This is a genomic window from Comamonas sp. BIGb0152 (assembly GCF_024809975.1).
Lineage (GTDB): Bacteria > Pseudomonadota > Gammaproteobacteria > Burkholderiales > Burkholderiaceae_C > Comamonas.
The window spans coordinates 120,031-140,487 of record NZ_JANUDY010000002.1; the positions used below are offsets into that span (position 1 = coordinate 120,031).

The 20,457-nt window shown below is 58.6% G+C and carries 18 protein-coding genes, 1 tRNA gene and 1 pseudogene; 9 read left to right on the forward strand and 11 right to left on the reverse strand.

Annotated features, from left to right (window positions below):
• Positions 1-14: 14 nt before the first annotated feature.
• From M2375_RS03995 to M2375_RS04015, 5 genes are all read right to left on the reverse strand, one after another.
• Positions 15-1,793: a cytochrome c biogenesis protein DipZ gene (locus tag M2375_RS03995; protein WP_259164103.1), complete on the reverse strand. Its 1,779-nt coding sequence runs from the start codon at positions 1,791-1,793 to the stop codon at positions 15-17.
• A 52-nt stretch (positions 1,794-1,845) separates the two neighbouring features.
• Positions 1,846-2,868: an alpha/beta fold hydrolase gene (locus tag M2375_RS04000; RefSeq protein ID WP_259164104.1), complete on the reverse strand. Its 1,023-nt coding sequence runs from the start codon at positions 2,866-2,868 to the stop codon at positions 1,846-1,848.
• 376 nt (positions 2,869-3,244) lie between these two features.
• Complete coding sequence (locus M2375_RS04005) at positions 3,245-3,994, reverse strand: response regulator (RefSeq protein ID WP_259164105.1); 750 nt, start codon at positions 3,992-3,994, stop codon at positions 3,245-3,247.
• 59 nt (positions 3,995-4,053) lie between these two features.
• The gene (locus M2375_RS04010; protein WP_259164106.1) at positions 4,054-5,367 is read right to left on the reverse strand and encodes a HAMP domain-containing sensor histidine kinase; all 1,314 of its coding nucleotides are present in this window, start codon (positions 5,365-5,367) and stop codon (positions 4,054-4,056) included.
• Between the two features lie 33 nt (positions 5,368-5,400).
• A complete protein-coding gene (locus M2375_RS04015) occupies positions 5,401-5,820 on the reverse strand; it encodes an Ohr family peroxiredoxin (RefSeq protein WP_259164107.1) in 420 nt (139 codons plus the stop codon).
• Positions 5,821-6,066: 246 nt separating this feature from the next.
• Between M2375_RS04015 and M2375_RS04020 the strand changes: the two genes are divergently transcribed.
• The 9 genes and pseudogenes from M2375_RS04020 to M2375_RS04060 all read left to right on the forward strand — a co-directional run bounded on the left by M2375_RS04020 (position 6,067) and on the right by M2375_RS04060 (position 11,729).
• Positions 6,067-6,381 carry a type II toxin-antitoxin system RelE/ParE family toxin gene (locus M2375_RS04020; RefSeq protein WP_021026784.1) on the forward strand — a complete coding sequence of 105 codons (315 nt, stop codon included), beginning with the start codon at positions 6,067-6,069 and terminating at the stop codon, positions 6,379-6,381.
• 3 nt (positions 6,382-6,384) lie between these two features.
• Positions 6,385-6,681 (forward strand): addiction module antidote protein, encoded by a 297-nt coding sequence (locus M2375_RS04025; RefSeq protein WP_259164108.1) that lies wholly within the window; start codon positions 6,385-6,387, stop codon positions 6,679-6,681.
• A gap of 89 nt (positions 6,682-6,770) precedes the next feature.
• Positions 6,771-7,292 (forward strand): annotated as a pseudogene (locus tag M2375_RS04030) (demethoxyubiquinone hydroxylase family protein).
• 651 nt (positions 7,293-7,943) lie between these two features.
• A complete protein-coding gene (locus tag M2375_RS04035) occupies positions 7,944-8,105 on the forward strand; it encodes a hypothetical protein (RefSeq protein WP_259164110.1) in 162 nt (53 codons plus the stop codon).
• Entirely contained in the window at positions 8,102-8,518 is a 417-nt protein-coding gene (locus M2375_RS04040) for a hypothetical protein (protein ID WP_259164111.1), read from the forward strand. The genes M2375_RS04035 and M2375_RS04040 overlap by 4 nt, the downstream gene beginning before the upstream one ends.
• 96 nt (positions 8,519-8,614) lie before the next feature.
• Positions 8,615-8,869: a FitA-like ribbon-helix-helix domain-containing protein gene (locus tag M2375_RS04045; protein ID WP_259164112.1), complete on the forward strand. Its 255-nt coding sequence runs from the start codon at positions 8,615-8,617 to the stop codon at positions 8,867-8,869.
• Positions 8,866-9,294: a type II toxin-antitoxin system VapC family toxin gene (locus M2375_RS04050; RefSeq protein WP_259164113.1), complete on the forward strand. Its 429-nt coding sequence runs from the start codon at positions 8,866-8,868 to the stop codon at positions 9,292-9,294. Before M2375_RS04045 ends, M2375_RS04050 begins: the two co-directional genes overlap by 4 nt.
• Positions 9,291-9,560: a hypothetical protein gene (locus M2375_RS04055; RefSeq protein WP_259164114.1), complete on the forward strand. Its 270-nt coding sequence runs from the start codon at positions 9,291-9,293 to the stop codon at positions 9,558-9,560. Before M2375_RS04050 ends, M2375_RS04055 begins: the two co-directional genes overlap by 4 nt.
• Positions 9,561-9,605: 45 nt before the next feature.
• Positions 9,606-11,729, forward strand: a complete 2,124-nt coding sequence (locus M2375_RS04060; protein ID WP_259164115.1) for a DUF262 domain-containing protein — start codon at positions 9,606-9,608, stop codon at positions 11,727-11,729.
• Between the two features lie 137 nt (positions 11,730-11,866).
• Here the strand turns inward: M2375_RS04060 and M2375_RS04065 are convergent, their stop codons facing one another.
• The 6 genes from M2375_RS04065 to M2375_RS04090 form a co-directional block, all read right to left on the reverse strand.
• Positions 11,867-13,486: a type I restriction-modification system subunit M gene (locus M2375_RS04065; protein ID WP_259164116.1), complete on the reverse strand. Its 1,620-nt coding sequence runs from the start codon at positions 13,484-13,486 to the stop codon at positions 11,867-11,869.
• Positions 13,483-14,733, reverse strand: a complete 1,251-nt coding sequence (locus M2375_RS04070) for an AAA family ATPase (protein ID WP_259164117.1) — start codon at positions 14,731-14,733, stop codon at positions 13,483-13,485. The genes M2375_RS04065 and M2375_RS04070 overlap by 4 nt, the downstream gene beginning before the upstream one ends.
• Positions 14,730-16,025, reverse strand: coding sequence for a restriction endonuclease subunit S (locus M2375_RS04075; RefSeq protein ID WP_259164119.1), 1,296 nt, complete (start codon positions 16,023-16,025; stop codon positions 14,730-14,732). Before M2375_RS04075 ends, M2375_RS04070 begins: the two co-directional genes overlap by 4 nt.
• Positions 16,015-19,083 (reverse strand): type I restriction endonuclease subunit R, encoded by a 3,069-nt coding sequence (locus M2375_RS04080; RefSeq protein WP_404979273.1) that lies wholly within the window; start codon positions 19,081-19,083, stop codon positions 16,015-16,017. The genes M2375_RS04075 and M2375_RS04080 overlap by 11 nt, the downstream gene beginning before the upstream one ends.
• A 235-nt stretch (positions 19,084-19,318) precedes the next feature.
• Positions 19,319-19,394: transfer RNA gene (locus M2375_RS04085), tRNA-Thr, on the reverse strand.
• A 53-nt stretch (positions 19,395-19,447) separates the two neighbouring features.
• Positions 19,448-20,455: a class 1 fructose-bisphosphatase gene (locus M2375_RS04090; RefSeq protein WP_259164120.1), complete on the reverse strand. Its 1,008-nt coding sequence runs from the start codon at positions 20,453-20,455 to the stop codon at positions 19,448-19,450.
• Positions 20,456-20,457: the final 2 nt, after the last annotated feature.

Below are 20,457 nucleotides of genomic sequence, written 5' to 3' on the forward strand. Positions count from 1 at the left end.
GCCCCGTTAGCCCGTTAGCCAAACGTAAACGCATACCCCTGCGCACCCGGATTCAGAAACTCGATCTCCAGCGTCCGCTCCTTCACTGTGCCTTGCTGGCGAACCAGCTGGTACAGCCGCGTGGCATCCACCTGGCCGTAGCCTTGGGCGTCGACATCGCTGCCGTGGTGGATGCCCGGGGGCTGGCCGTCGATGGTGATCCGGAACCGCAAGGGGCCAGCACCGGCAGCGCCCAGCACCAGATTGGCGTCACGGGCCTCAAAGCGCAACGCCAAGCGCCCGCCCGCCTCATTGGCTTGCACCAACTCGGGCATCAAGGTCCAGTTGCCCTGCAAGGTCCAGGTGTTGAGGCGCAGCGACGCTGGCTGGTAGTTGGCGGGCTTGTCGGGCGCGGGGCGGCCTGCCAGGCGCAGGCTGCCACCTTTGTCGTAGCCCAGGTAGATCTCCGGGCTGCGCAGGCTGGCAGTGTCGGCGGCCAGGCCCAGGCCCTGGGTGTCGGGGGTGGCGTTGGCATTGGGGTTGTTGGCAGGCGCGTTAGCAGCTGATGGCGCCTGCGCTTCACGCAGCAGCTCTTGCAGCGCGCGCTCCGTTGCCGCATAGCCGCCTTCGCCAAACTGGTGGTGGCGCACCCGCCCTTGGGCGTCGACCAGGTAGAGGGCAGGCCAGTACTGGTTGTTGAAGGCGCGCCAGATGCGAAATGCGTTGTCCTGTACCACTGGGTAGCTGATTTTCAGCTGCTGCAAGGCCTTCTCGACATTGCTGCGGTCCTTCTCAAAGGCGAACTCGGGCGCATGTACCCCCACCACGACCAGGCTGCTATCGGCATACTTTTGCGCCCAGGATTTGACATACGGCAGGGTGCGCAGGCAATTGACGCAGGAGTAGGTCCAGAAATTGACCAGCACCACCTTGCCGCGTAGCGCGGGGATGGACTGCGGCTCGGCATTCAGCCATTGCGTGCCACCCTCCAGGCTGGGGCGGGTCGATTCCACCGGCAGCGGGCTGATGTAAGGGGCGCTGCCGGCTGCTTGCGCCGGGTTGCTGCCAGCCAGCTCCGCCGCTTGGGCCGAGGGCATGGCCGCTTGCAGCAGGCTGCTCTCCAACCCGTTGCCATTAAGAAGTCCGCCCAGTCCGCCCGATTGTGCGAGCAGGCGGCTATCCAGCCCGGTGGCCACGGCCAGCACCGCCGCCAGCATCGCGGCGCCTGCGGCACGGCGGCCGCGCTCGCCCGGCAGCCAATGCGCACGCAGGCGAGCCAGGGTGCCGGCGCTGATGCGCAAAGCGGCCCACAAAGCCAGGCCGGCACCGGCCGCATAGCACAGCAGCAGCGCGCTGGTGGCGGTGTCCGGCCCCGCCAGTGCGGCACCGGACAGCAGCAGGCCCAGCACCGGGCCGGCGCAGGGCGACCAGATCAGGCCGGTGGCAACGCCCAGCAGTGCGGAATGCAGCCAGCGGTTCTGGGTTTGCTGGGCGGCCAGCTTTACACCCATCTGCACCAGCGGCCGGCTCCACCAGGCGGCCAAGCTGGGGAACAACAGGGATGCTGCAAAAACGCCCAAGGCCAGCAGCGCCAGGCCCCGGCTCCACTGGCTCAGCTGCACCGCCCAGGCGCCGGCGGCAGCGGCCAGCGATGCGGCTGCCGCAAAGGCCACCGCCATACCGATCAGCAGCGGCAGGTTGCCGTGGCGGCTGGGCTGGCCCTGGCGTGCAAAGACAAAGGGCAGAACGGGGAGGATGCAGGGGCTCAGCACGCTGAGCACCCCGGCAGCAAAGGCAACAAGGTACAAGGCCATGGCAGCTCCATTGGTGGCTGGTTGTGGGGTGGTTTGGGGTGGCGATGGGGGGTTACAAGCGGGTCACGTCAATCACGGCCTGGGCAAAGGCCGCCGGCGCCTCCTGGGGCAGGTTGTGGCCTATGCCGCCGTCCAAATTGCGGTGCTGGTAGGGGCCGCTGAACTTGGCGGCATAGGCGGCAGGCGCGGGGTGTGGCGCGCCGTTGGCATCGCCCTCCATCGTGATGCTGGGCACGGTGATGTGGGGCGCGCTGGCCAGCCGGGCCTCCAGTGCATCAAAGCGTGATTCGCCTTGTGCCAGTGCAATGCGCCAGCGGTAGTTGTGCACCACGATGGCGACATGGTCCGGGTTGTCAAAGGCCTGGGCGCTGCGCTGGTAGGTGGCATCGTCAAACCGCCATTGCGGGGAGGCCTGTTGCCAGATAAAGCGGTTGAAGGCGGCGGGGTTGGCGGCATAGCCGTCGCGGCCCCGGTCGGTGGCGAGGTAAGACTGGTACCACCAGGCGTATTCGGCAGCAGGCGCCTGGGGCTTGGCATTGGCCTGGGGGTTGCCGATCAGGTAGCCGCTCACCGACACCAGGCCGCGCACCCGCTCAGGCCAGATCGCCGCCATGATGCAGGCGGTGCGCGCACCCCAGTCAAAGGCCCCCAGCACCGCCTGGCGCACGCCCAGCGCATCCATCAGCGCAATGATGTCCTGCGCAACCGCGCCTTGCTGGCCATTGCGTACTGTGCTGGCCGACAGAAAACGCGTGCCACCGTAACCACGCAAGTACGGCACGATGACGCGGTAGCCCGCTGCCGCCAGGCGCGGCGCCACATCGACAAAAGCATGGATGTCATAAGGCCAGCCATGCAGCAGGATGGCGACGGGGCCGTTGGCGGGGCCCGCTTCGGCGTATTCCACCCGCAGGTCGCCGGCATCGATCTGCTTGAGCGGGCCAAAGCTGGTGGCGCCTGCCGGGCTGGCTGCGCGCGCGCTGCTGGCCAGCAAGCTGCCCATAGGCGCCAAGGCCAGGCCCAGGGCGGCGTTGCCCAAAAAGCTGCGGCGGGAGGAGGGGGTGATCGGGTTCATGGAGGGCCTTTGCATGATGAAGATGGTTGGGGTGCTGAGTGCCGAAACTTGTTTGTCTTGGCTGTTAGCTAGTAGACCGCCGCCATGTATGTGGCATGTGTCATGTGCACCCCCCAAATGCATGGCCGTGTAGCGCTTGGGCCGGGCTGGTACACGGCGATACAAAGCGATGATTGCGAGCCCCGAAAATGCCACCGCCACCTCAAAGGTGGCGGTGTTGGGGGTGGTGGGGGTTGCTCGGGCGTTTTAAGCGCGGGGCTCGCGTTTGCGTAGCAGGGTGCTGCTGGCCAAGGGGCAGGGGCGGCCAGCGGGCGAGGCGATCTCAGCGGCGGCGCAACCCAGCAAAAACATAAAGGCATACAGCCATTTGCGAACCCTAAACATCCTGGGCCTCCACCTGAGCGGCAAACACATAGCCCTCGCTGCGGACGGTCTTGATATAGCGCGGCTCGCGGGCATCGTCATTCAGGCACTTGCGCAGGCGGCTGATCATCAGGTCGATGGAGCGCTCAAACAGCTCGGCCTCGCGCCCTTGGGTGATGGACAGGATCTGGTCGCGGCTGAGCACCTTTTGCGGATGGTCCACCAGCACGCGCAGCAGCCGGTATTCGGCGCCGCTCAGCGACACCATCACGCCTTCCTGGTCCAGCAGCACGCGCTCGGCGGTATCGAGCCGCCATTCGCCAAAGGCCAGAAAGCGCGCCTCCTCGCTGCTGCGCATATTGGGCGGCAGCATGCGGGTGCGCCGCAGCACTGATTTGATGCGGGCGAGCAGCTCCCGCGCGGCAAACGGCTTGGGCATGTAGTCATCGGCACCCATCTCCAGGCCTAGCACCCGGTCGGTCTCGTCGCCGCGCGCCGTCAGCATGATGATCGGCGTGGTCTTGAACTTGCCGGCGCGCAGGTCGCGGCACAGGGTGAGCCCGTCCTCGCCGGGCAGCATCAGGTCGAGGATGATGAGGTCAAACGGCCCGGCGGTCTCCAGCAGCTGCCGCATATGCCGGCCGGTGGGCGCGGTGGTCACGCGCAGGCCATTTTTTTCCAGGTAGGCGCTGACCAGGTCGCGGATATCCCGGTCGTCATCCACCAAAAGAACGTGGTCGCTGGCGGGGGAGGTGGTTGTCATGGCAGAAGGTGGCGGTGGTGTCAGTGGATGTCAGTGGATATCAGGTGATATGGGTGGTATCAGCTGGTGGCCGGCAACTGCAGGCTGGCGCGCAGGCCGCCTTCGGGGCGGTTGTGCAGGCGCAGCGTGCCGCCCAGCGACAGGCTCAGTTGGTGGGCAATGGCCAGGCCCAGGCCGGAGCCGCCGGTGTCGCGGTTGCGCGAGGCCTCCACCCGGTAAAAGGGCTGTAGCACAGCTGCAAGCTGTTCCTCGGGGATGCCGGGCCCGGTATCGCAGACATCGATGTAGCAATGGCCCGCTTGCAGGCGCAGATGCACATCGGCGCGCTGGCCGTACTTGAGGGCGTTGTCGATCAGGTTGCCCAGAATGCGGCGCAGCGCATGGGGGCGGGTGCGGATGGGCTGGCCCGCAGCGCCCTCCAGCGTGACGGGGCTGCCGGTGTCGGCATAGTCATTGACGATGCTGCGCAGCAGCGCATCCAGATCCAGGCGCCGCACTTTTTCGTCGGAGCCTTGCAGGGTCTTGGCGTAGTTGACACCTTCGTGCACCAGGCTGCGCATGGCCTCCAGGTCCTGGCGAAACTTGTCGGCATCGGGCATATCGTCCATCAGGTCCACCCGCAGGCGCATGCGCGTGATGGGGGTCTGCAGATCGTGCGAGATCGCCGCGAGGATCTGCATGCGCTCGTTCAGGTAGCCGGCAATGCGCTGCTGCATGGCGTTAAAGGCACGCGCTGCGCGCACCACTTCGGCCGGGCCCGCTTCGGCGACGACGACGGGCTGCAGGTCCGGCCCCAACTGGTCGGCCGCCGCTGCCAGGCGCGCCAAAGGACGGGTGACCAGGCGCACCGCCAGCCAGGCCAGGCCTGCCAGCACCAGCAGCTGGCCCGCGAGCAGCCAGGTGACCCAGCCCGACACGGGCATAGGCACGCGGCGCGCCACGATGTACAGCGGCGAGCCATCGCTTAGCCGCAGCTGCATGCGCACGGCATCGGGCCGGTCGCCCAGCTGGCCCATCGCCAGCACCGGAAAAGGCTGCAAGGCATCGGCTACCACCTGCGCAAAGCGGGCCAGCGCCGGGTCGGTGGGGGCGGCGCTGCCAACCGTGCCCTCCAGAGAAAAACTGTAGTTGGGCCGCTCGAGCTTGGGGAACCAGTCCTGGCGCTCGCCCGCCGGCAGCCGGTCGATCAGCGCCACCGAGCTGGCGATATCGCGCTCGACCCCGCTGATCATCAGCCGCATCAGCGCCTGCTCACGTTCATGGCGAATGGCCATATAGGTGAGCAGCTGGGCCACCCCCATGCCCAGCATCACCAGCAAGGCGACGCGCGCCAGCAGGGTGGAAGGGACAAGCCGTTGAAGAATGCTGCGCATGGAGGTCAAGCCGGGTGGGGAGCCAAGGGGCGATCAGGCCACGGAAAGATCGACCTGGATATTGCCGCGTGTCGCCTTGGAGTACGGGCAGATCTGGTGCGCCGCCTGCACCACAGCGAGCGCCTGGTCGTGTGCCACGCCGGGCACCTTGACGTTCAGGCGCGCCGCCAGTGCAAAGCCCTCGGCGTTTTGCACCAGGTCCACCTCGGCATCTACCGCCAGGTCTACCGGCAGCTGGACGCCCAGCGGCTGCGCCGCGCGTGCCATCGCCCCCATAAAGCAGGCCGACCAGCCCGCCGCAAACAGCTGCTCGGGGTTGGTGCCCGTGCCCGCCGTACCAAACTGGGTCAGGCGAATGTCCAGATGCCCGTCATCGCTGCGCGATGCGCCGGAGCGGCCGCCGGTGGTGGTCGTGCGGCCGGTGTAGAGAACCTTGTCTTGTGCTGCGCTCATGGTCAAATCCTTGTGGAGCTGTTGTTTTGTCAAACTGACGGAGCGATTGTTCAAGCCAGCGGCGCTTTGGCAAAGGGGTTGTCTGACCGAATGTAGCCCTGGGAGAGGCAGTGTACAAAACTATACAAAAGTCTTTGTTCGAGCGCATCGCGTCATGCCTTGTGAGCGATGGCATGGTGTCTGGAGTGTGTGCTGCCGCTAATGAAAAAAGTGGTGTTGGTGTGAACGAACGATTACAATGCGGAAATGTTCACCGTCAAGCGCACTGTTGAATTCGATGCCTGGCTCCATGGCCTGCGTGACACGATGACGCGTATTCGCTTGGCCAAGCGTTTGGACAAGGTCACACGTGGTTTGATGGGCGACTGTAAATCCGTTGGCGCAGGCGTTTACGAAATGCGCGAAGACTTTGGCCCAGGCTGGCGTATGTACTACGTGCAGCGTGGCGATGTGGTGGTAGTCATGCTGGGCGGTGGTGACAAGTCCAGCCAACAAGCGGATATCGCTGCTGCCCAGGCGCTGGCTGCCACTTTGGAGCCGGAAGAGGGCGAGAAGGAGTAGATGATGGTCAAGATTGCAGACCTGCCCAACTTTGACATGGCAGAGCATTTGAAAACGGATGAAGAGGTGGCCGCCTATTTGACCTTGGTGATGGAGGAAGAAGATCCTTCCGAGCTTGCGCATGCCCTGGGTGTGATTGCGCGCGCGCGTGGCATGGGCGACATAGCAAGTGCCAGCGGCCTGACCCGAGAGGCGCTGTACAAGGCGCTGCGTCCGGGCAGCCATCCGCGCTTTGACACTATTTGGCGTGTGTGTGCAGCGCTCGGCGTTCGCCTGGTTGCGCAGCCGATCAACCCCTAGAATTTGCCTAACCATTTGGGAGTGGCTGGAAGGCCCTGTACCTCACGAATCTCAAATGTCACACCGGGTATGACGCAACTGATCGATCTATGAAGGCGAAAGACTTTGCCGGGCGTGTACTTAAGGTGAACCATGCAGGGGAGCATGGCGCTGTCAATATCTATGCTGCTCAGATCCTTGTCGCGCGATGGACTGCGCCGTCCATCGTTCCAACGCTCTAGGCATTCAAGGCGCATGAAGAATCGCATCGCGCCATCTTCTGGGACGAGCTTCAGCGCAGAGGTACCAGCCGTTGCCGCAGCTACTGGTTGTGCGGACTGGGTGGATTTGCACTGGGCTCGATAACGGCACTTTTTGGATTGCAGGCGATTGCCGCAACGACCGCTGCCGTAGAGCGCGTGGTGTTGGGCCACTTGAAGCATCAGATCCACTTGCTGGAAGGTCAAGATGATGCTGCGGTCGCGGCCATTGCAAAAATAGTTGCGGATGAAGAGCAGCATCTGGAGCAGTCAGTAGTGCATCTGGCGCCTGGTCAGTTCTGGCCCAAAGTGTTGACGCCGGTGGTTGCTGCATCGACGCAAACCGTTATCTGGTTGGGAATGCGTCTGTGAGTGGTTGTTGAAACGCATGCGTGTGGCGAATCAATACCAAGAACGAAAAATCCCGCTATCTAAAAGACGCTTGCTACGGCAAGCACCCCGCAGCATTGCGCCCCGTGCATATTGGCAGCCGTATGGCATGGCATATTGCAGGCATCCGCGCGATGCTGGGATTGGCGCAATGAAGCATGTTTTCCACCGCCACCCGAGGGCGCTGGAGTCATCTCCTACGATGCCCAAGCACTGACCCTATATATCTCCAACGAGATGGAGCGCATCACGTCACCGACCGTGACGGCTTCCCGACCCAGCCCGGCCACTACCGCTTCACTGAGCAGGGCCGAGAGGCTCGGGCAGAGGCGGGGTTCAATAATGCGCCGCACTTAAGCACTTCCATTCCTGCCGTGCTACAGTTACGCCGCTGTGCCAGTCAAGCGCAGCCGGGATTGGCGTCCTGTCACATTGCTGCGACGCAAGCCGCAGTCTCCTCCGCAGAGTACCTGCGGCTTGTTTGTTCGTGCCCCTTTTATGGCGGCTTGGGCAGGGAGCCGCGAGGCTCGCCGGTTTGCGCAAGCGGTGTCCGGTACGCCAACCTGCTCGAGCTGCCGCCCTGATTGGCGTCCGGGTGGTGGTTTTTGCAAACCACACTGCTTGGAGTCCACCATGGCTCAGTCATCCCTCGCGCGCATCTCTGCGCCCACCTCCTGCCTGGGCGAAACCGCCCTTATCCAACCGCATCCCGACGCGCACAACGCGCTGAACATGGCCGTACAGGCGCTGCCTCTATTCCGCAACCTGTCCCGGAGTCAGGAGGCGTCATCATGAACAGCAAGCCCCAAGCTGCCCGCGCGGCAGCAAAAGCCGACCCAGGCATGGATACCCGCTCGGATACCGCCAGCCCAGATACCGCTTATGCCGATGCCATCCAGGCCATCGCGGGCCAGGGCGACCAGCCTTTAGACATTCACGACATTTGCAGCCACCGCAGGGCCTGCGGCTTTACGGACGACCTGGCGCTGACGGAGTGCGAAGCCCAAGCGATCAACACGCGCTTGTATGGCTTGAGTGCTATATCGGCTCTGCTGATCGGTGCGGATGATGGCGGGTCGTTCAAGCTGAGCAAGTGGCTGCAAGGTGGTCTGCATAGCGCTTTATATGCGCTGACCGAGGATGCGCAGGGGGTGTTGCATCGGGCTAATGAGAGAGCTGCCGAGGGGCAGAAGGGTAGTGCGAGTTGAATCACAGTGTTGCCTAGCTTGAGAGTGCGCAGAGCGCTCTAGGGATGAATGCAATATAGTTAAATGCATGCATCGAATGCATTTGAGGAGATCGCCATGGCTATGTTGACAGTTCGAAACCTGCCTGAAGAGGTGCACCGTGCTCTGCGCGTCCGCGCGGCCCAGCACGGTCAGAGCATGGAAGCGGAGGTACGCGAAATCCTCGAATCCGCAATCAACCCCAAGGGGCGCGTGAAGCTGGGTTCGCTTCTGGCCGACATGGGCCGTCAGGCCAAGCTGAGCGATGAAGAATTCGCGGTATTTGAACAGGCGCGCGACAAGGCGTCTGCTCGGCCAGTGAGCTTCGAATGATCCTGCTCGACACCGATGTAATGTCCGAGCCGCTCCGCCAAGCACCTGAGCTGCGAGTGATCGAGTGGATCGACGCCCAGGCATTGGAGACGCTGTTCCTGTCCTCCATCACCTTGGCAGAGTTGCGGGCGGGTGTTGCCCTGCTGCCGGCTGGCAAGCGTCGAGCAAACCTGCAAGAGAGCTTGGAAAAGCGCGTGCTTCCTTTATTTTCTGGCCGGGTACTGCCCTTCGACTTAGCCTGTACCCAAGCCTATGCGGCATTGATGTCGAAGGCTCGCGGCGCTGGCTTGGCCGTTGCCCAGGCTGATGGCTACATCGCGGCGATTGCGGCGACCAACGGGTTTGCTGTTGCGACCAGAGATACTGGCCCATTCGAGGCAGCAGGCGTTGCCGTCATCAATCCATGGCAGGCGAAAACCTTATGAGGCTGATTCCAAACAGTGGCGCAGATCGCGTCATCGACCTAGTACGCCCGCACCTTAAGGCAGACATCCAGTTGGGCTGTGTCACCACGACGTTCTCGCTGTTTGCCTATGCCGAACTGCGCGATGCGTTGGTTAAGCTCGAAGGGATCAGCTCATCTTGCCGCCCGGTGACGAAGCGCTGGACTTTTTGGGTGGAGATGGCGATCGGGCCAATCGAAATCGGCTGCATGCACGCTGGCTCTCCAACTAGTGCGCAAATCGGCTGACAATCATAGCGCCCACAAGTGGCACGTAGTCATTAAAGGATTAAAGTGAAAGCAACAGAAGCGAATCTTCTCAATTTCCTTAGAAAATCTCCGCAGTTCGTCATACCGATCTACCAGCGCAACTATTCATGGACGGCCACTCAGTGTCGTCAACTGTGGGCTGACTTGATGCGCGCGGGCCGCGATGAAACGGTCAAGGCGCACTTCATAGGCTCCATCGTCTATGTGGAGCGTGGTCTGTCCTCCGTCACCAGCCAGGAAGCATTGCTGGTTATCGACGGGCAGCAACGCCTGACGACAAGCACCTTGCTCATTGCCGCGTTGGCAAAATACTTTGAGGTATATAACATTTCGGAGCTTTTAGGGGCTTTCTCGAAAGAGAAGCTACGTGACCGCTATTTGTTTGACCCCAATGAGGACGACGATCGGCGCTTCAAGTTGATCTTGTCTGAGACTGACAAGGACACCTTGCTATCCCTCTTGCAAAGCACGCCCCTGCCCGCGGAGGCAAGCAGCCGCATCACCGAAAACTATGCGCTTTTCCAGGAGCTGATCGCCGCAAACCAAAGCGAGTTGGAAGCCATCTGCCAAGGTCTCGCAAAGCTGGTGATCGTGGACGTGTCGTTGGACCGTGCACAGGATAATCCGCAGTTGATATTTGAGAGCATGAACTCCACCGGGCTGGAGCTCAGTCAGGCGGATCTCATCCGGAACTATATCCTGATGGGGCTTGAGCCCAAGCTGCAAACCGAGCTGTACAAGACCTACTGGCGGCCCATGGAAAGGGCGTTTGGCCAAGCCGCCTACGTAGTGCACTTCGATGCGTTCATGCGGCACTACCTGACGGCGAAAACAGGTGAGATTCCTAACGTGCGCGATGTGTATGTTGCGTTCAAGGTCTTTGCTCGCAGCCTCAAGGGCAACACCCGCGACTTGGTGGCCGACATCCATGCCTACGCGTCCTACTACTGCGCCATGGCCTTGGGCACAGAGGTTGACGCAGGAATTAAACAAGCCTTTCATGATCTGCGAGAGCTGAAGGTCGATGTGGCTTATCCGTTCTTACTGGACGTGTACCACGACTACAAGCAAGGCCGCCTGACCAGCGACGAGGTGCTGCACATCGTTCGCTTGATAGAGAGCTATGTGTTCCGCCGTGCCATCTGCGCGATTCCTACCAACTCGTTGAACAAGACCTTCGCGGGCATGAGTCGCATGCTCAAGAAAGACTTCTACTATGAAAGTGTGCAGGCTGCATTCCTGTTGCTGCCCTCATACCGCCGCTTCCCCAGCGACGAAGAATTCCAGCGTGACGTGAAATTGCGCGACCTCTACAACTTCCGTAGCCGAAGCTACTGGCTACGTCGTCTTGAAAACCATGGCCGCAAGGAACGTGTGGTGGTGGAGGACTACACCATTGAGCACATCCTCCCTCAGAATCAAGCACTGTCCGAAGAGTGGCAGGCCGAGCTTGGCACAGACTGGCAGCGCATTCAGCAAGACTGGCTGCACACCTTGGGCAACCTTACATTAACTGGCTACAACGGCGAATACAGCGATCACTCCTTCGCCTATAAACGCGACCAAGTCACGGACAAAGACGGCAATCCTGTGGGCTTCGCCCACAGTCCGCTAAAGCTGAACCTTGGGCTCGGCAAAGTAAAAACGTGGAACGAGGCCAGCATTAAGGCCCGCGCTGACCGCCTGGCCCAGGATGCTGCCAAGGTATGGGCTGCACCGCAACTGGCCGATGACGTGCTGGACGCCTATCGACCTGTAACGGCCAAATCCGGCCAGCAATACAGCTTGGCGGACCACCCCTATCTGGCCACTAGCCCTATGCGCGAATTGTTTGATGCACTACGCAAGTCACTCTTGGCGCTTAATCCGTGCGTCAGCGAAGAGTTCTTGAAGCTCTATGTGGCCTACAAAGCAGAGACGAATTTCGTTGATGTGGTGCCGCAAGCCAAGCGGCTGTTGCTGGTGCTCAACGTGGGCATAGCTGACATCGAAGACCCCAAAGGCTTGGTCCGCGACATCTCCAACATTGGCAGCTGGGGCAATGGAGATGTGGAGATAGGCTTGAGCAGCTTTCAAGAATTGCCGTACGTGATGGGCCTGATCCGCCAGTCCTTCGACCGCCAGATGGGCGGCCTCCAAGATGCCTGAACTATCCTGAAGTACGGAACTCTTAGAGAACAACGACATGGGCTTCCCCCAGTTTCCCGAACACATTCAATGACTGATGTGTGCAGGAAACTGGGGGAAGCCCACTTTGCCCTAACTGATGCAGCGAGCGTGCGTGACTAAGGCAATAACTTCAAATTTAGTTCTCTCAGGAAAACGTTGTGCGCATTCTTCGCAGCCGCAATCGCCTTTTCAATTTCCACCAGCTCTTGGTGAGTCTTATCCAGATCAATCTCCATTTCGTTGACTGCAGTACTGATATAGCGCGAGATGTTCAGATTGAAATCGTTCTTCTCGATCTCGGACATCTCCACCTTGCGTGAGTAGCGCGCCTCTTCCTCGCGGAACTGGTAGGTCTTGATGATCTTCGCGATGTGCTCAGACTTGAGCTGATTCTGGCGTTTGCCTTTCTCGAAGTGCTCCGGCCCGCTTGCATTAATGAACAGGACATCATTCGGCTTCTTGCACTTTTTCAGTACCAAGATGCAGACGGGGATGCCGGTGGAATAGAACAGATTGGCGGGCAGGCCAATCACCGTGTCGACGTGCCCGTCCTTCAGCAACTTGGTGCGAATGCGTTCTTCCGCGCCACCTCGAAACAGCACGCCGTGCGGCAGGATGATAGCCATCACGCCGTCGTCTTTGAGGTAGTGGAAGCCGTGCAGCAGGAATGCGAAGTCGGCAGCGGACTTGGGCGCGAGGCCGTGGCTTTTGAAGCGCACGTCGTCGGCCAGCGCACCGGTCGGCTCCCATCGGTAGCTGAAGGGCGGGTTGGCAACGATGGCGTCAAAGCTGGGCTTCCTGGCCGGGTTCTCCTCCCGCATCATGTCCCACTCGTTAAGCAAGGTATCCCCATGGAAGATCTCAAACTCAGTATCTTTCACCCCGTGCAACAGCATGTTCATGCGTGCGAGGTTGTAGGTTGTGATGTTTTTTTCCTGGCCGAAGATTTTGCCAATGGTACCGTTCGCGTTGGCTACTTTCTTTCGCACGTTGAGCAACAGTGAGCCAGAGCCACAGGCGAAATCCAGAACACTTTCCAGCCGCTTCTTGGTCCCGGTCTTCGGCTCCTGACCGTCCAGCGTGACGATGGTGGAGAGGATGTCGGAAATCTGCTGCGGTGTATAGAACTCACCTGCCTTCTTCCCAGACCCAGCGGCAAACTGGCCTATCAGGTATTCATAGGCATCGCCCAGTGCGTCGATGTCAGTGGAAAACTCTGCCAGTCCTTCGGCGATTTTCTGGATGATGGTGCAGAGCTTAGCGTTCCGGTCGGCGTAGGTTTTGCCGAGCTTTGGCGAACTCAGATCAATTTCGGAGAACAGACCTTGAAAAGTGCTTTCGAAGGATTCCGTCTCAATGTACCTGAAGCCCGCTTGCAGTGTGTTCAACAGCTCTGCGTCTTGGGTGCGGGCCAAGTTGGCGATGCTGTTCCAGAGATGCGCGGGCTGAATGACGTAATGCACCTTACGGCGCATCTGCTTCTCGAACGCCATGATGTCGTCGGCGTTGTCCGCATACCAGAGCGCCAGCGGCACCTTGCGGATGTCGCCTCCCACATCAGGGTAGTCCCGCCCCAACTCCTTCTTCGCCGCTGTTTCGTAATTGTCGGAAAGGTAGCGCAGGAATAGGAAGGACAGCATGTAGTCGCGGAAGTCATCCGCATCCATGGCTCCACGCAGTTGGTCAGCGATGCTCCAGAGCGTCTGGTTGAGTTGCTTTTGATTGAATTCGTTCATGGGGTCGTGGCAGGTGCGGCGGCGGATCCTATAGTTCCTGCGGCCGGTGTCGGGGTCGGTGTCAGTGCGGTCACAAGAATGTCAGGCAAGTCAAATTGGAATTTGGTGGTGAAGTCTTCCAGAATGCGGCGGAACAGCTCTTTGTTGTCCTCGCCCATTTCGGTCGGTTCATGGATGGCGTATTTGCCATGACTGAGGAGGTTCAGCGCGCGATTGTAGAGTGCACGGTCTCCCTCGATGCTAAGCGCCTTGAGGCAGAAGGATATGTCAGCGTGACCGAAGAACGACGCCGTTTTTTCCATGATGCTGCGCAGCGCATTGAAATGGAAGGTGTAGAGCTTGCCTGAGCTGGGGGCCGCGGCAAGTTGGAGCTCGGCGAGTGACGCGACGTGATGAAAAAATGGCGTGTCCTCCGTCGCTCGCAGAGTATATGCACCGTCTCCGTCCGGGCGGTGCAGGAAGTAGCGCTTGTGAGCCACCCTCGGATCGCCCTCTTTCCCTCTGCCAATCTCATTGCACATCACGTTGAAGAACAGGGCGTGATGAGATGAGAAAACAACTTTGATGGGCGCGGGAGCGCCATTTTGGTCTTTCCGGCTTGCAGCTCGGCGCAAAAGCTGGGCAAGGTCGCAAGCAATAGAAATAGCATTGTTGTCGTCGAGTGAGGAGATGGGGTCATCAATGTAGAGAAATCTTACCCATTGATAGGACTCGTGACCGTCGAGCATTCGTTCGCAAATGGCCATAAAGAGGCACCAAACGAAGATGTTTTGCTCACCCCTCGATATTTTGATGTTTTCCGCGTCGTCTTTACGAAAGACGATCTTCCATTCTTCGTATTCGATATCGAATTCAAAGTCTGCGTAGCGGCTGAGGTAGTTAGCTATGGTTTCGTCTAGAGCGAGATCGTGTAGAGCGTCGAAGAACTTTGATTTTTTATTTAGCTGCAAATGGCGAACACGGTCACCATCCAGATCATTTTCCCAAGTAAACAAGTCCTCGGTAAACGCATTGAAATAAAGTGTATCGGGATTGCCGTTGGGGTTCTTCTTGTTCCGACGCTTGCCTGCATCCTTGAACTCCATGGAGAGCCTAGTTTTACCGGTTCGGTTGTAGGCATAGAGAAGTAGGATAGTTGCAGGTTTATTAACAACCTTCTTTTCGGACTCTGTCTCGCGTTGATTGAGATCGTCGCGCAGCCGTGTTACCAAAGTGCGCAAACTTTGGTATTTGCGAATGCCGCTCATACCGTGGCCTCCAACGAGAATGGGAAAAGCTGCTGCATCAGCCCTTTCCTATGGGTCTTCAAGGCTTCCAGCTTTTGAATTTCAGCGACGATGAGGGTTTCAAGGCTGCTGAGGCAGTCGGCGATACGTTGCTGTTCGTCAATTCCGGGTAAAAAAATGGTGAACTTGGCGACGTCTGAACTCGTAATGTTTGGATCCTTTCGACTGCTACTGGCTATCCTCCTCCAGTCTTCGACTTTGGCATTCAACCATGCTAAAACATAAGTAGGCAATGCCGCCTTTCGATCTAGTGCCAATACCGAAATTGCTTGATTGGTTGCTGCAGGGAAGCTTAAGAGTCCAGTTCTTCCGATTTGGTTAAAACCCCCATACATTGCAATCAAGACCGAGTCAGCAGGATTAATCCGAGCCTTTGCTTTGGATGTTATTTTTTCTTCGGTTTCAACGATGAGCCCGTTGTTTAAGTCTGTCGTTTTGACCCAAGGGATGGTTCCGTGAGCGAAGAATTCTAAATTTGATCGTGGCGGCGTAGTTCCTGAGGTAATTTTTGCGATTTCTTTAAGTGTCTTACGCTCCCACTCCCCGGTATGCTGGAATTCGGGGAAACGGAGGTGAGGTTGGGTTTCGCCTTCGCGCGGAAAGAGCTGCTGCATCAAACCTCTTTTCAGAGTCCTAAGCGAGTCCACTTCACGCGCTTGAGCGGCGATCAGCTCGTCCACCGAACTCAGGCACTCAGCGATTTTTTGTTGTTCAGCGAGTGACGGTGTAGGTAAAGGCATTGCCATGAAGTCCTGGCTTGATATGGCCATCCTATCGTGGCGTGCACCAGTGCTGGATGCCTGCCGCATGTATGTATGCCAGCCCGTAGTCTTGAAAAAGTGCTCATAAAATTCGTCCCTGTCGTCTTTGAATTTAAAGACTGTATACAAGGGCGACATCACACCTGTGCCAATCTTGTTCTTCGATAGTGGGCCTACGGGCGCTGTTGAAGATATTCTTGGGTTGTAGACGTAGCTACCAATTTCAACAACGAAATAGCCCTCAAGCTTGCCTTGCGTAGCGATATCCTTATCAAAAAAATCTCGCTGATCTAACACACCAAATTCAGCAGAGTTTGTCAACACACGATCTATCTTTTCGTCTCGATTTTTCTGTTTGGCACGAATAGCCAAACGATTTAGCGGTATAAGTTGCCAACCACTTGTCTCCCGAAACTCAGGAAACCGTAGCTTTGGCACCCATGCGGGCATTACTTCGTCCTTGATGACGCTGGTTTTCTTCTTATTGCTCATACGCGCTGAGTCCTGAAATTTCGCGGCCACTGGCGCGTTTAGTGAGGAGGGGGTGAAGGTCATCCATGAGGGCGAGCTCCGCCTGGGTGCGGGCTTTCCAGCCGAGGTCGAGTGGGGCCATCAGGTCACTGAGTTGCTCGCCATCGAAGATCATGCGGTCGAGGATGCCGTCCACGAAGCTTTGAAGGGCGGCGAGGTGGAGGCCGTGTTTCGCGGCGATATCGGCGAGTTTCTTGGCGCTCTTCTCTGCCTTGAAGCGGGTATAGCCGTCGCGAATGGCGGCCTCAGAGAGGCCCTCACCTGCCTGGAGCGTGGCGATGTATTCGGCGATGGCGTCGCGCTCGTTCATGAACTTGGCATCGGCACTGATGAGGCCGATGAGTTCCTCGCGGGTCATCTTGGCCTTGCCGTGCCCCTTAGCGGAGAACTTGGCGATGAGGCCCATGATGTAGTCGTAGTCGATGACGGCGGAAGCGAAAAGCACAAACTCGAAGTCGAGCTGGTCCACCGGGCCATCGTTGCTAGAGCCATCGCCTTCCTTGAGGTCTTTGCCCTGTAGCGCTCTAAGTTCTTTGGCAGTTTGCAGGTACTGGCCTTTGAAGCCGCGCAAGTTTTCATCGGGCAATACTTGCTCGATGGCAGCCTTGTTGTCTTCGCTGAGGTCAGTGTATTGGTCCAGCTGGGTTTTGAGTCGCTGGACTTCCTTGAAGTGGCTGATGAATGCGGCGCGGGCCTCGTCGCCCTTCAGGTTAGCTACCGCGGATGGCGTGCAGGCAAGGTTTTGGGACGTCATGAAATCGTCCAACTTCTGTACAGCGGTCTGAAGCTTCTGGATGACCACAGGAGCCTTGTCCACGAGCCAGATTTCCCGAGCCTGCTCGCCGGTCTTCTCTCCGGAGAAGAGGGCGATGGCAGCATCGACGGAATCTTGCTGCTGGCGAAAGTCGAGGATGTTACCGTAAGGCTTGGTGCCGTTGAGCACGCGATTGGTGCGGGAAAACGCCTGGATCAATCCGTGGTGCTTGAGGTTCTTGTCCACATAGAGCGTGTTCAGGAACTTGGAATCAAAGCCGGTGAGTAGCATATCCACCACGATAGTTATATCGATCTTCTGCGCGGCCGGGTAGTCAGCATTGGACCACTGCTGGTCCTTGATACGCTTCTGCACATCCTGGTAATAGAGGTCGAACTCACTAAAACGGTGGTTGGTGCCGTAGCGGGCGTTGTAGTCGGCTAGGATGGCCTTAAGCGCAGCCTTCTTGCCCTCGGGATCTTCTTCGTTGTCCACCTGCTCCTGCGGCAGGTCTTCCTGGATCTGCTTGACATCTGCGTCGCCTTCGGCAGGTGGGGAGAAGACGCAGGCTATGTTCAGCGGCTTGAAGTCGGGATCGGTGGCCTGCTTGTCCGCCTGCATGGTCTTGAACAGAGCGTGGTATTCGATTGCGTCGTTGATGGACGCGGTGGCGAGGATTGCATTAAAGCGGTGTCCACCGGTGGCTGCGTTGTGTTTGGCTAGGATGGCTTCAATGACGGCCTTCTTGGAGATCGCCTCACCAGGTTTTGGTGGTTTTTTCCCCTCAGGTTTGAAGTAATCGATGTGGAAGCGCAGGACGTTGCCATCCTCTATAGCATGGGTGATGGTGTAGGCGTGGAGCTGCTTCTGGAAGAGATCCTCCGTGGTTCGCATGGAAGCTTGTGTATCCTCGATCTTCTGCAAGGAGGCATTAGCCTCAAAGATAGGCGTGCCGGTGAATCCAAAGAGCTGCGCCTTCGGGAAAAATGCTTTGATAGCCTTGTGGTTGTCGCCAAACTGCGAACGGTGACATTCGTCGAAGATGAAGACAATGCGCTTGTCCTGCAGTGCTTCGAGCTGTTTTTTATAGGTGGCTTGGCCGTTTTTGCTGCGCTGCTTGTTGCGCTTGCTGTTTTCGTCCAGCGCAAGGCCGAGCTTCTGAATGGTGGTGACAATAACCTTGTCAGCGTAGTCCTCAGAAAGCAAGCGGCGTACGAGGGCGGCGGTGTTAGTGTTCTCTTCGACGCAGCCTTCCTGAAATTTGTTGAATTCTTCCCGGGTCTGACGGTCGAGGTCTTTTCGGTCAACGACGAACAGACATTTGTGAATGTGTTCGTTTTCCTTCAACAGGGTAGCGGCCTTGAAGGATGTGAGCGTCTTGCCGCTGCCAGTGGTATGCCAGATATAGCCGTTGCCATTGTCCTCGTCGATGCACTTCACGATATGTTGCACGGCGTAGACTTGGTACGGCCGCATGATCATAAGCTTCTGCTCACCCGCAAGCAGCACCATGTAGCGGCTGATGGTGCGGCCGAGGTCGCACTTTCTCAGGAAGTGTTCGGCGAACTCGTCGAGTTGGGTGATCTTGCGGTTGTCCTCGCCCGCAAACTCATAGATGGGCAGAAATCGCTCGTCGGCATTGAAGGCGAAGTGGCGGACGTTGTTGTTGGCGAAGTAGTAGGTGCGGTCGCGGTTGCTGACGATGAACAACTGCATGAAGCACAGTAACGTCTTGGTGTAGCCGTTGCCCGGGTCGTGCTTGTATTCGACGATCTGCTCCATGGCCCTGCGTGGATTCACACCAAGCGTCTTCAGCTCAATCTGCACGCACGGCACGCCGTTGATGAGAATGAGAACGTCGTAGCGGTGATGGCTGTTATCGGTGTTGATCCGGAGCTGGTGGACTATCTCGAAGTCGTTTTTGCACCAGTCCTTGATGTTTACCAGTGTGTAGTTCAACGGAGTGCCATCGTCGCGGGTGAAGGCGTTGATACCGCGCAGGGTCTTGGCGGCGGTGTAGACATCTGGGGTAACGATTTCATCCAGGAGCCTGGCGAACTCGGCTTCTGTCAGCTTGACACGGTTGAGGGCTTCGAACTTCTCCCGGAAGTTTTTTTCCAGCGTGGCGCGATCGCGAATGTCTTCGCGGTACTCGTACTTCAAGTTCTGAAGCTTGCCAATGAAACCGTATTCGATGTGCTCTTCTTTGACGACGAGGCTAGGGGCTCCGGAAGGCATATCGTAGGTAGACTTTGATGAATGCATGAAGGAGGAGCTTGCGTTGGCGATGGAACGGAAGGCAATGCAGATAGCGGTTGCAATGGATTGCAGCCGTTGGCCTATCCCTTCATTACCTGTTATTAGGTGTACATGGTAAAGCCGTCGCGATTGTTTCCTGCCTAATTTGGAACAGAAAGATCGGGCAGATTCGAGGAAAGATGAGCAAAAAAAAACCAGCCCGAGGGGACTGGTTTTTTTAGAGGAGAAATCTCCTAAATTGTGGTGCCGGAGAGATGAATCGAACACCCGACCTTCTCATTACGAATGAGCTGCTCTACCGACTGAGCTACACCGGCGTTAGAGAGAAATTATAGCGTGAAATTTTGGCTCTCAGACCAAATTGCAGAATTTATGCTTCCGTATGGTAACGGGTGATGCGCTCGACCTCGTTCTTCGAGCCCAGGACCACGCTGACGCGCTCGTGCAGCTTGGTGGGTTGGATGTCGAGGATGCGTTCGCGGCCGTTGGTGGCGGCGCCGCCGGCTTGTTCTACCAGCCAGCTCATGGGGTTGGCTTCGTACATCAGGCGCAGCTTGCCGGGCTTGTTGGGTTCGCGCTTGTCCCAGGGGTACATGAAGACGCCGCCACGGGTGAGGATGCGGTGTACGTCGGCCACCATCGAGGCGATCCAGCGCATGTTGAAGTCCTTGTTGCGGGGGCCTTCCACACCGGCCAGGCATTCGTCCACATAGCGCTTCACCGGTTCATCCCAGTGGCGCATATTGCTCATGTTGATGGCGAATTCCTTGGTGTCTTCGGGGATGCGCACGTTCTCTTGGGTCAGCACAAAGCTGCCTTGCTCACGGTCCAGGGTGAACATGGCCACGCCGTCGCCAAAGGTCAGCACCAGGGTGGTTTGCGGGCCGTAGACGCAGTAGCCGGCGGCCACTTGCTGGGTGCCGGGTTGCAAAAAGTCCTCTTCGGTCACGCCAGGGTGGCCTTCGGGTTTTTTAAGCACGCTGAAGATGGTGCCGATGGACACGTTCACATCGATGTTGGACGAGCCGTCGAGCGGGTCGAACATCAGCAGGTATTCGCCTTGCGGGTAGCGGTTGGGCACCAGGTAGATGCTGTCCATCTCTTCGGAGGCCATGGCGGCCAGGTGGCCACCCCATTCATTGGCTTCGATCAGCACTTCGTTGGCGATGATGTCGAGCTTTTTCTGCACTTCGCCTTGTACGTTCTCGCTGCCGGCCGTGCCCAGCACATCGCCCAGTGCGCCTTTGTTGACGCTGTGGCTGATGCGCTTGCAGGCGCGGGCCACCACTTCGATCAGCAGGCGCAGCTGGGCGGGGATGAGGCCGTCGACGCGTTGCTGCTCGACAAGGTAGCGGCTGAGGGTGATGTTTTTCTTCATGG

Excerpts from the sequence above, each read along its gene's own strand:
- M2375_RS03995 (WP_259164103.1), bottom strand. The coding sequence starts at position 1,793 with ATGGCCTTGTACCTTGTTGCCTTTGCTGCCGGGGTGCTCAGCGTGCTG.
- M2375_RS04000 (WP_259164104.1), bottom strand. The coding sequence starts at position 2,868 with ATGAACCCGATCACCCCCTCCTCCCGCCGCAGCTTTTTGGGCAACGCC.
- M2375_RS04005 (WP_259164105.1), bottom strand. The coding sequence starts at position 3,994 with ATGACAACCACCTCCCCCGCCAGCGACCACGTTCTTTTGGTGGATGAC.
- M2375_RS04010 (WP_259164106.1), bottom strand. The coding sequence starts at position 5,367 with ATGCGCAGCATTCTTCAACGGCTTGTCCCTTCCACCCTGCTGGCGCGC.
- M2375_RS04015 (WP_259164107.1), bottom strand. The coding sequence starts at position 5,820 with ATGAGCGCAGCACAAGACAAGGTTCTCTACACCGGCCGCACGACCACC.
- M2375_RS04020 (WP_021026784.1), top strand. The coding sequence starts at position 6,067 with ATGTTCACCGTCAAGCGCACTGTTGAATTCGATGCCTGGCTCCATGGC.
- M2375_RS04025 (WP_259164108.1), top strand. The coding sequence starts at position 6,385 with ATGGTCAAGATTGCAGACCTGCCCAACTTTGACATGGCAGAGCATTTG.
- M2375_RS04035 (WP_259164110.1), top strand. The coding sequence starts at position 7,944 with ATGGCTCAGTCATCCCTCGCGCGCATCTCTGCGCCCACCTCCTGCCTG.
- M2375_RS04040 (WP_259164111.1), top strand. The coding sequence starts at position 8,102 with ATGAACAGCAAGCCCCAAGCTGCCCGCGCGGCAGCAAAAGCCGACCCA.
- M2375_RS04045 (WP_259164112.1), top strand. The coding sequence starts at position 8,615 with ATGGCTATGTTGACAGTTCGAAACCTGCCTGAAGAGGTGCACCGTGCT.
- M2375_RS04050 (WP_259164113.1), top strand. The coding sequence starts at position 8,866 with ATGATCCTGCTCGACACCGATGTAATGTCCGAGCCGCTCCGCCAAGCA.
- M2375_RS04055 (WP_259164114.1), top strand. The coding sequence starts at position 9,291 with ATGAGGCTGATTCCAAACAGTGGCGCAGATCGCGTCATCGACCTAGTA.
- M2375_RS04065 (WP_259164116.1), bottom strand. The coding sequence starts at position 13,486 with ATGAACGAATTCAATCAAAAGCAACTCAACCAGACGCTCTGGAGCATC.
- M2375_RS04070 (WP_259164117.1), bottom strand. The coding sequence starts at position 14,733 with ATGAGCGGCATTCGCAAATACCAAAGTTTGCGCACTTTGGTAACACGG.
- M2375_RS04075 (WP_259164119.1), bottom strand. The coding sequence starts at position 16,025 with ATGAGCAATAAGAAGAAAACCAGCGTCATCAAGGACGAAGTAATGCCC.
- M2375_RS04080 (WP_404979273.1), bottom strand. The coding sequence starts at position 19,083 with ATGCATTCATCAAAGTCTACCTACGATATGCCTTCCGGAGCCCCTAGC.
- M2375_RS04090 (WP_259164120.1), bottom strand. The coding sequence starts at position 20,455 with ATGAAGAAAAACATCACCCTCAGCCGCTACCTTGTCGAGCAGCAACGC.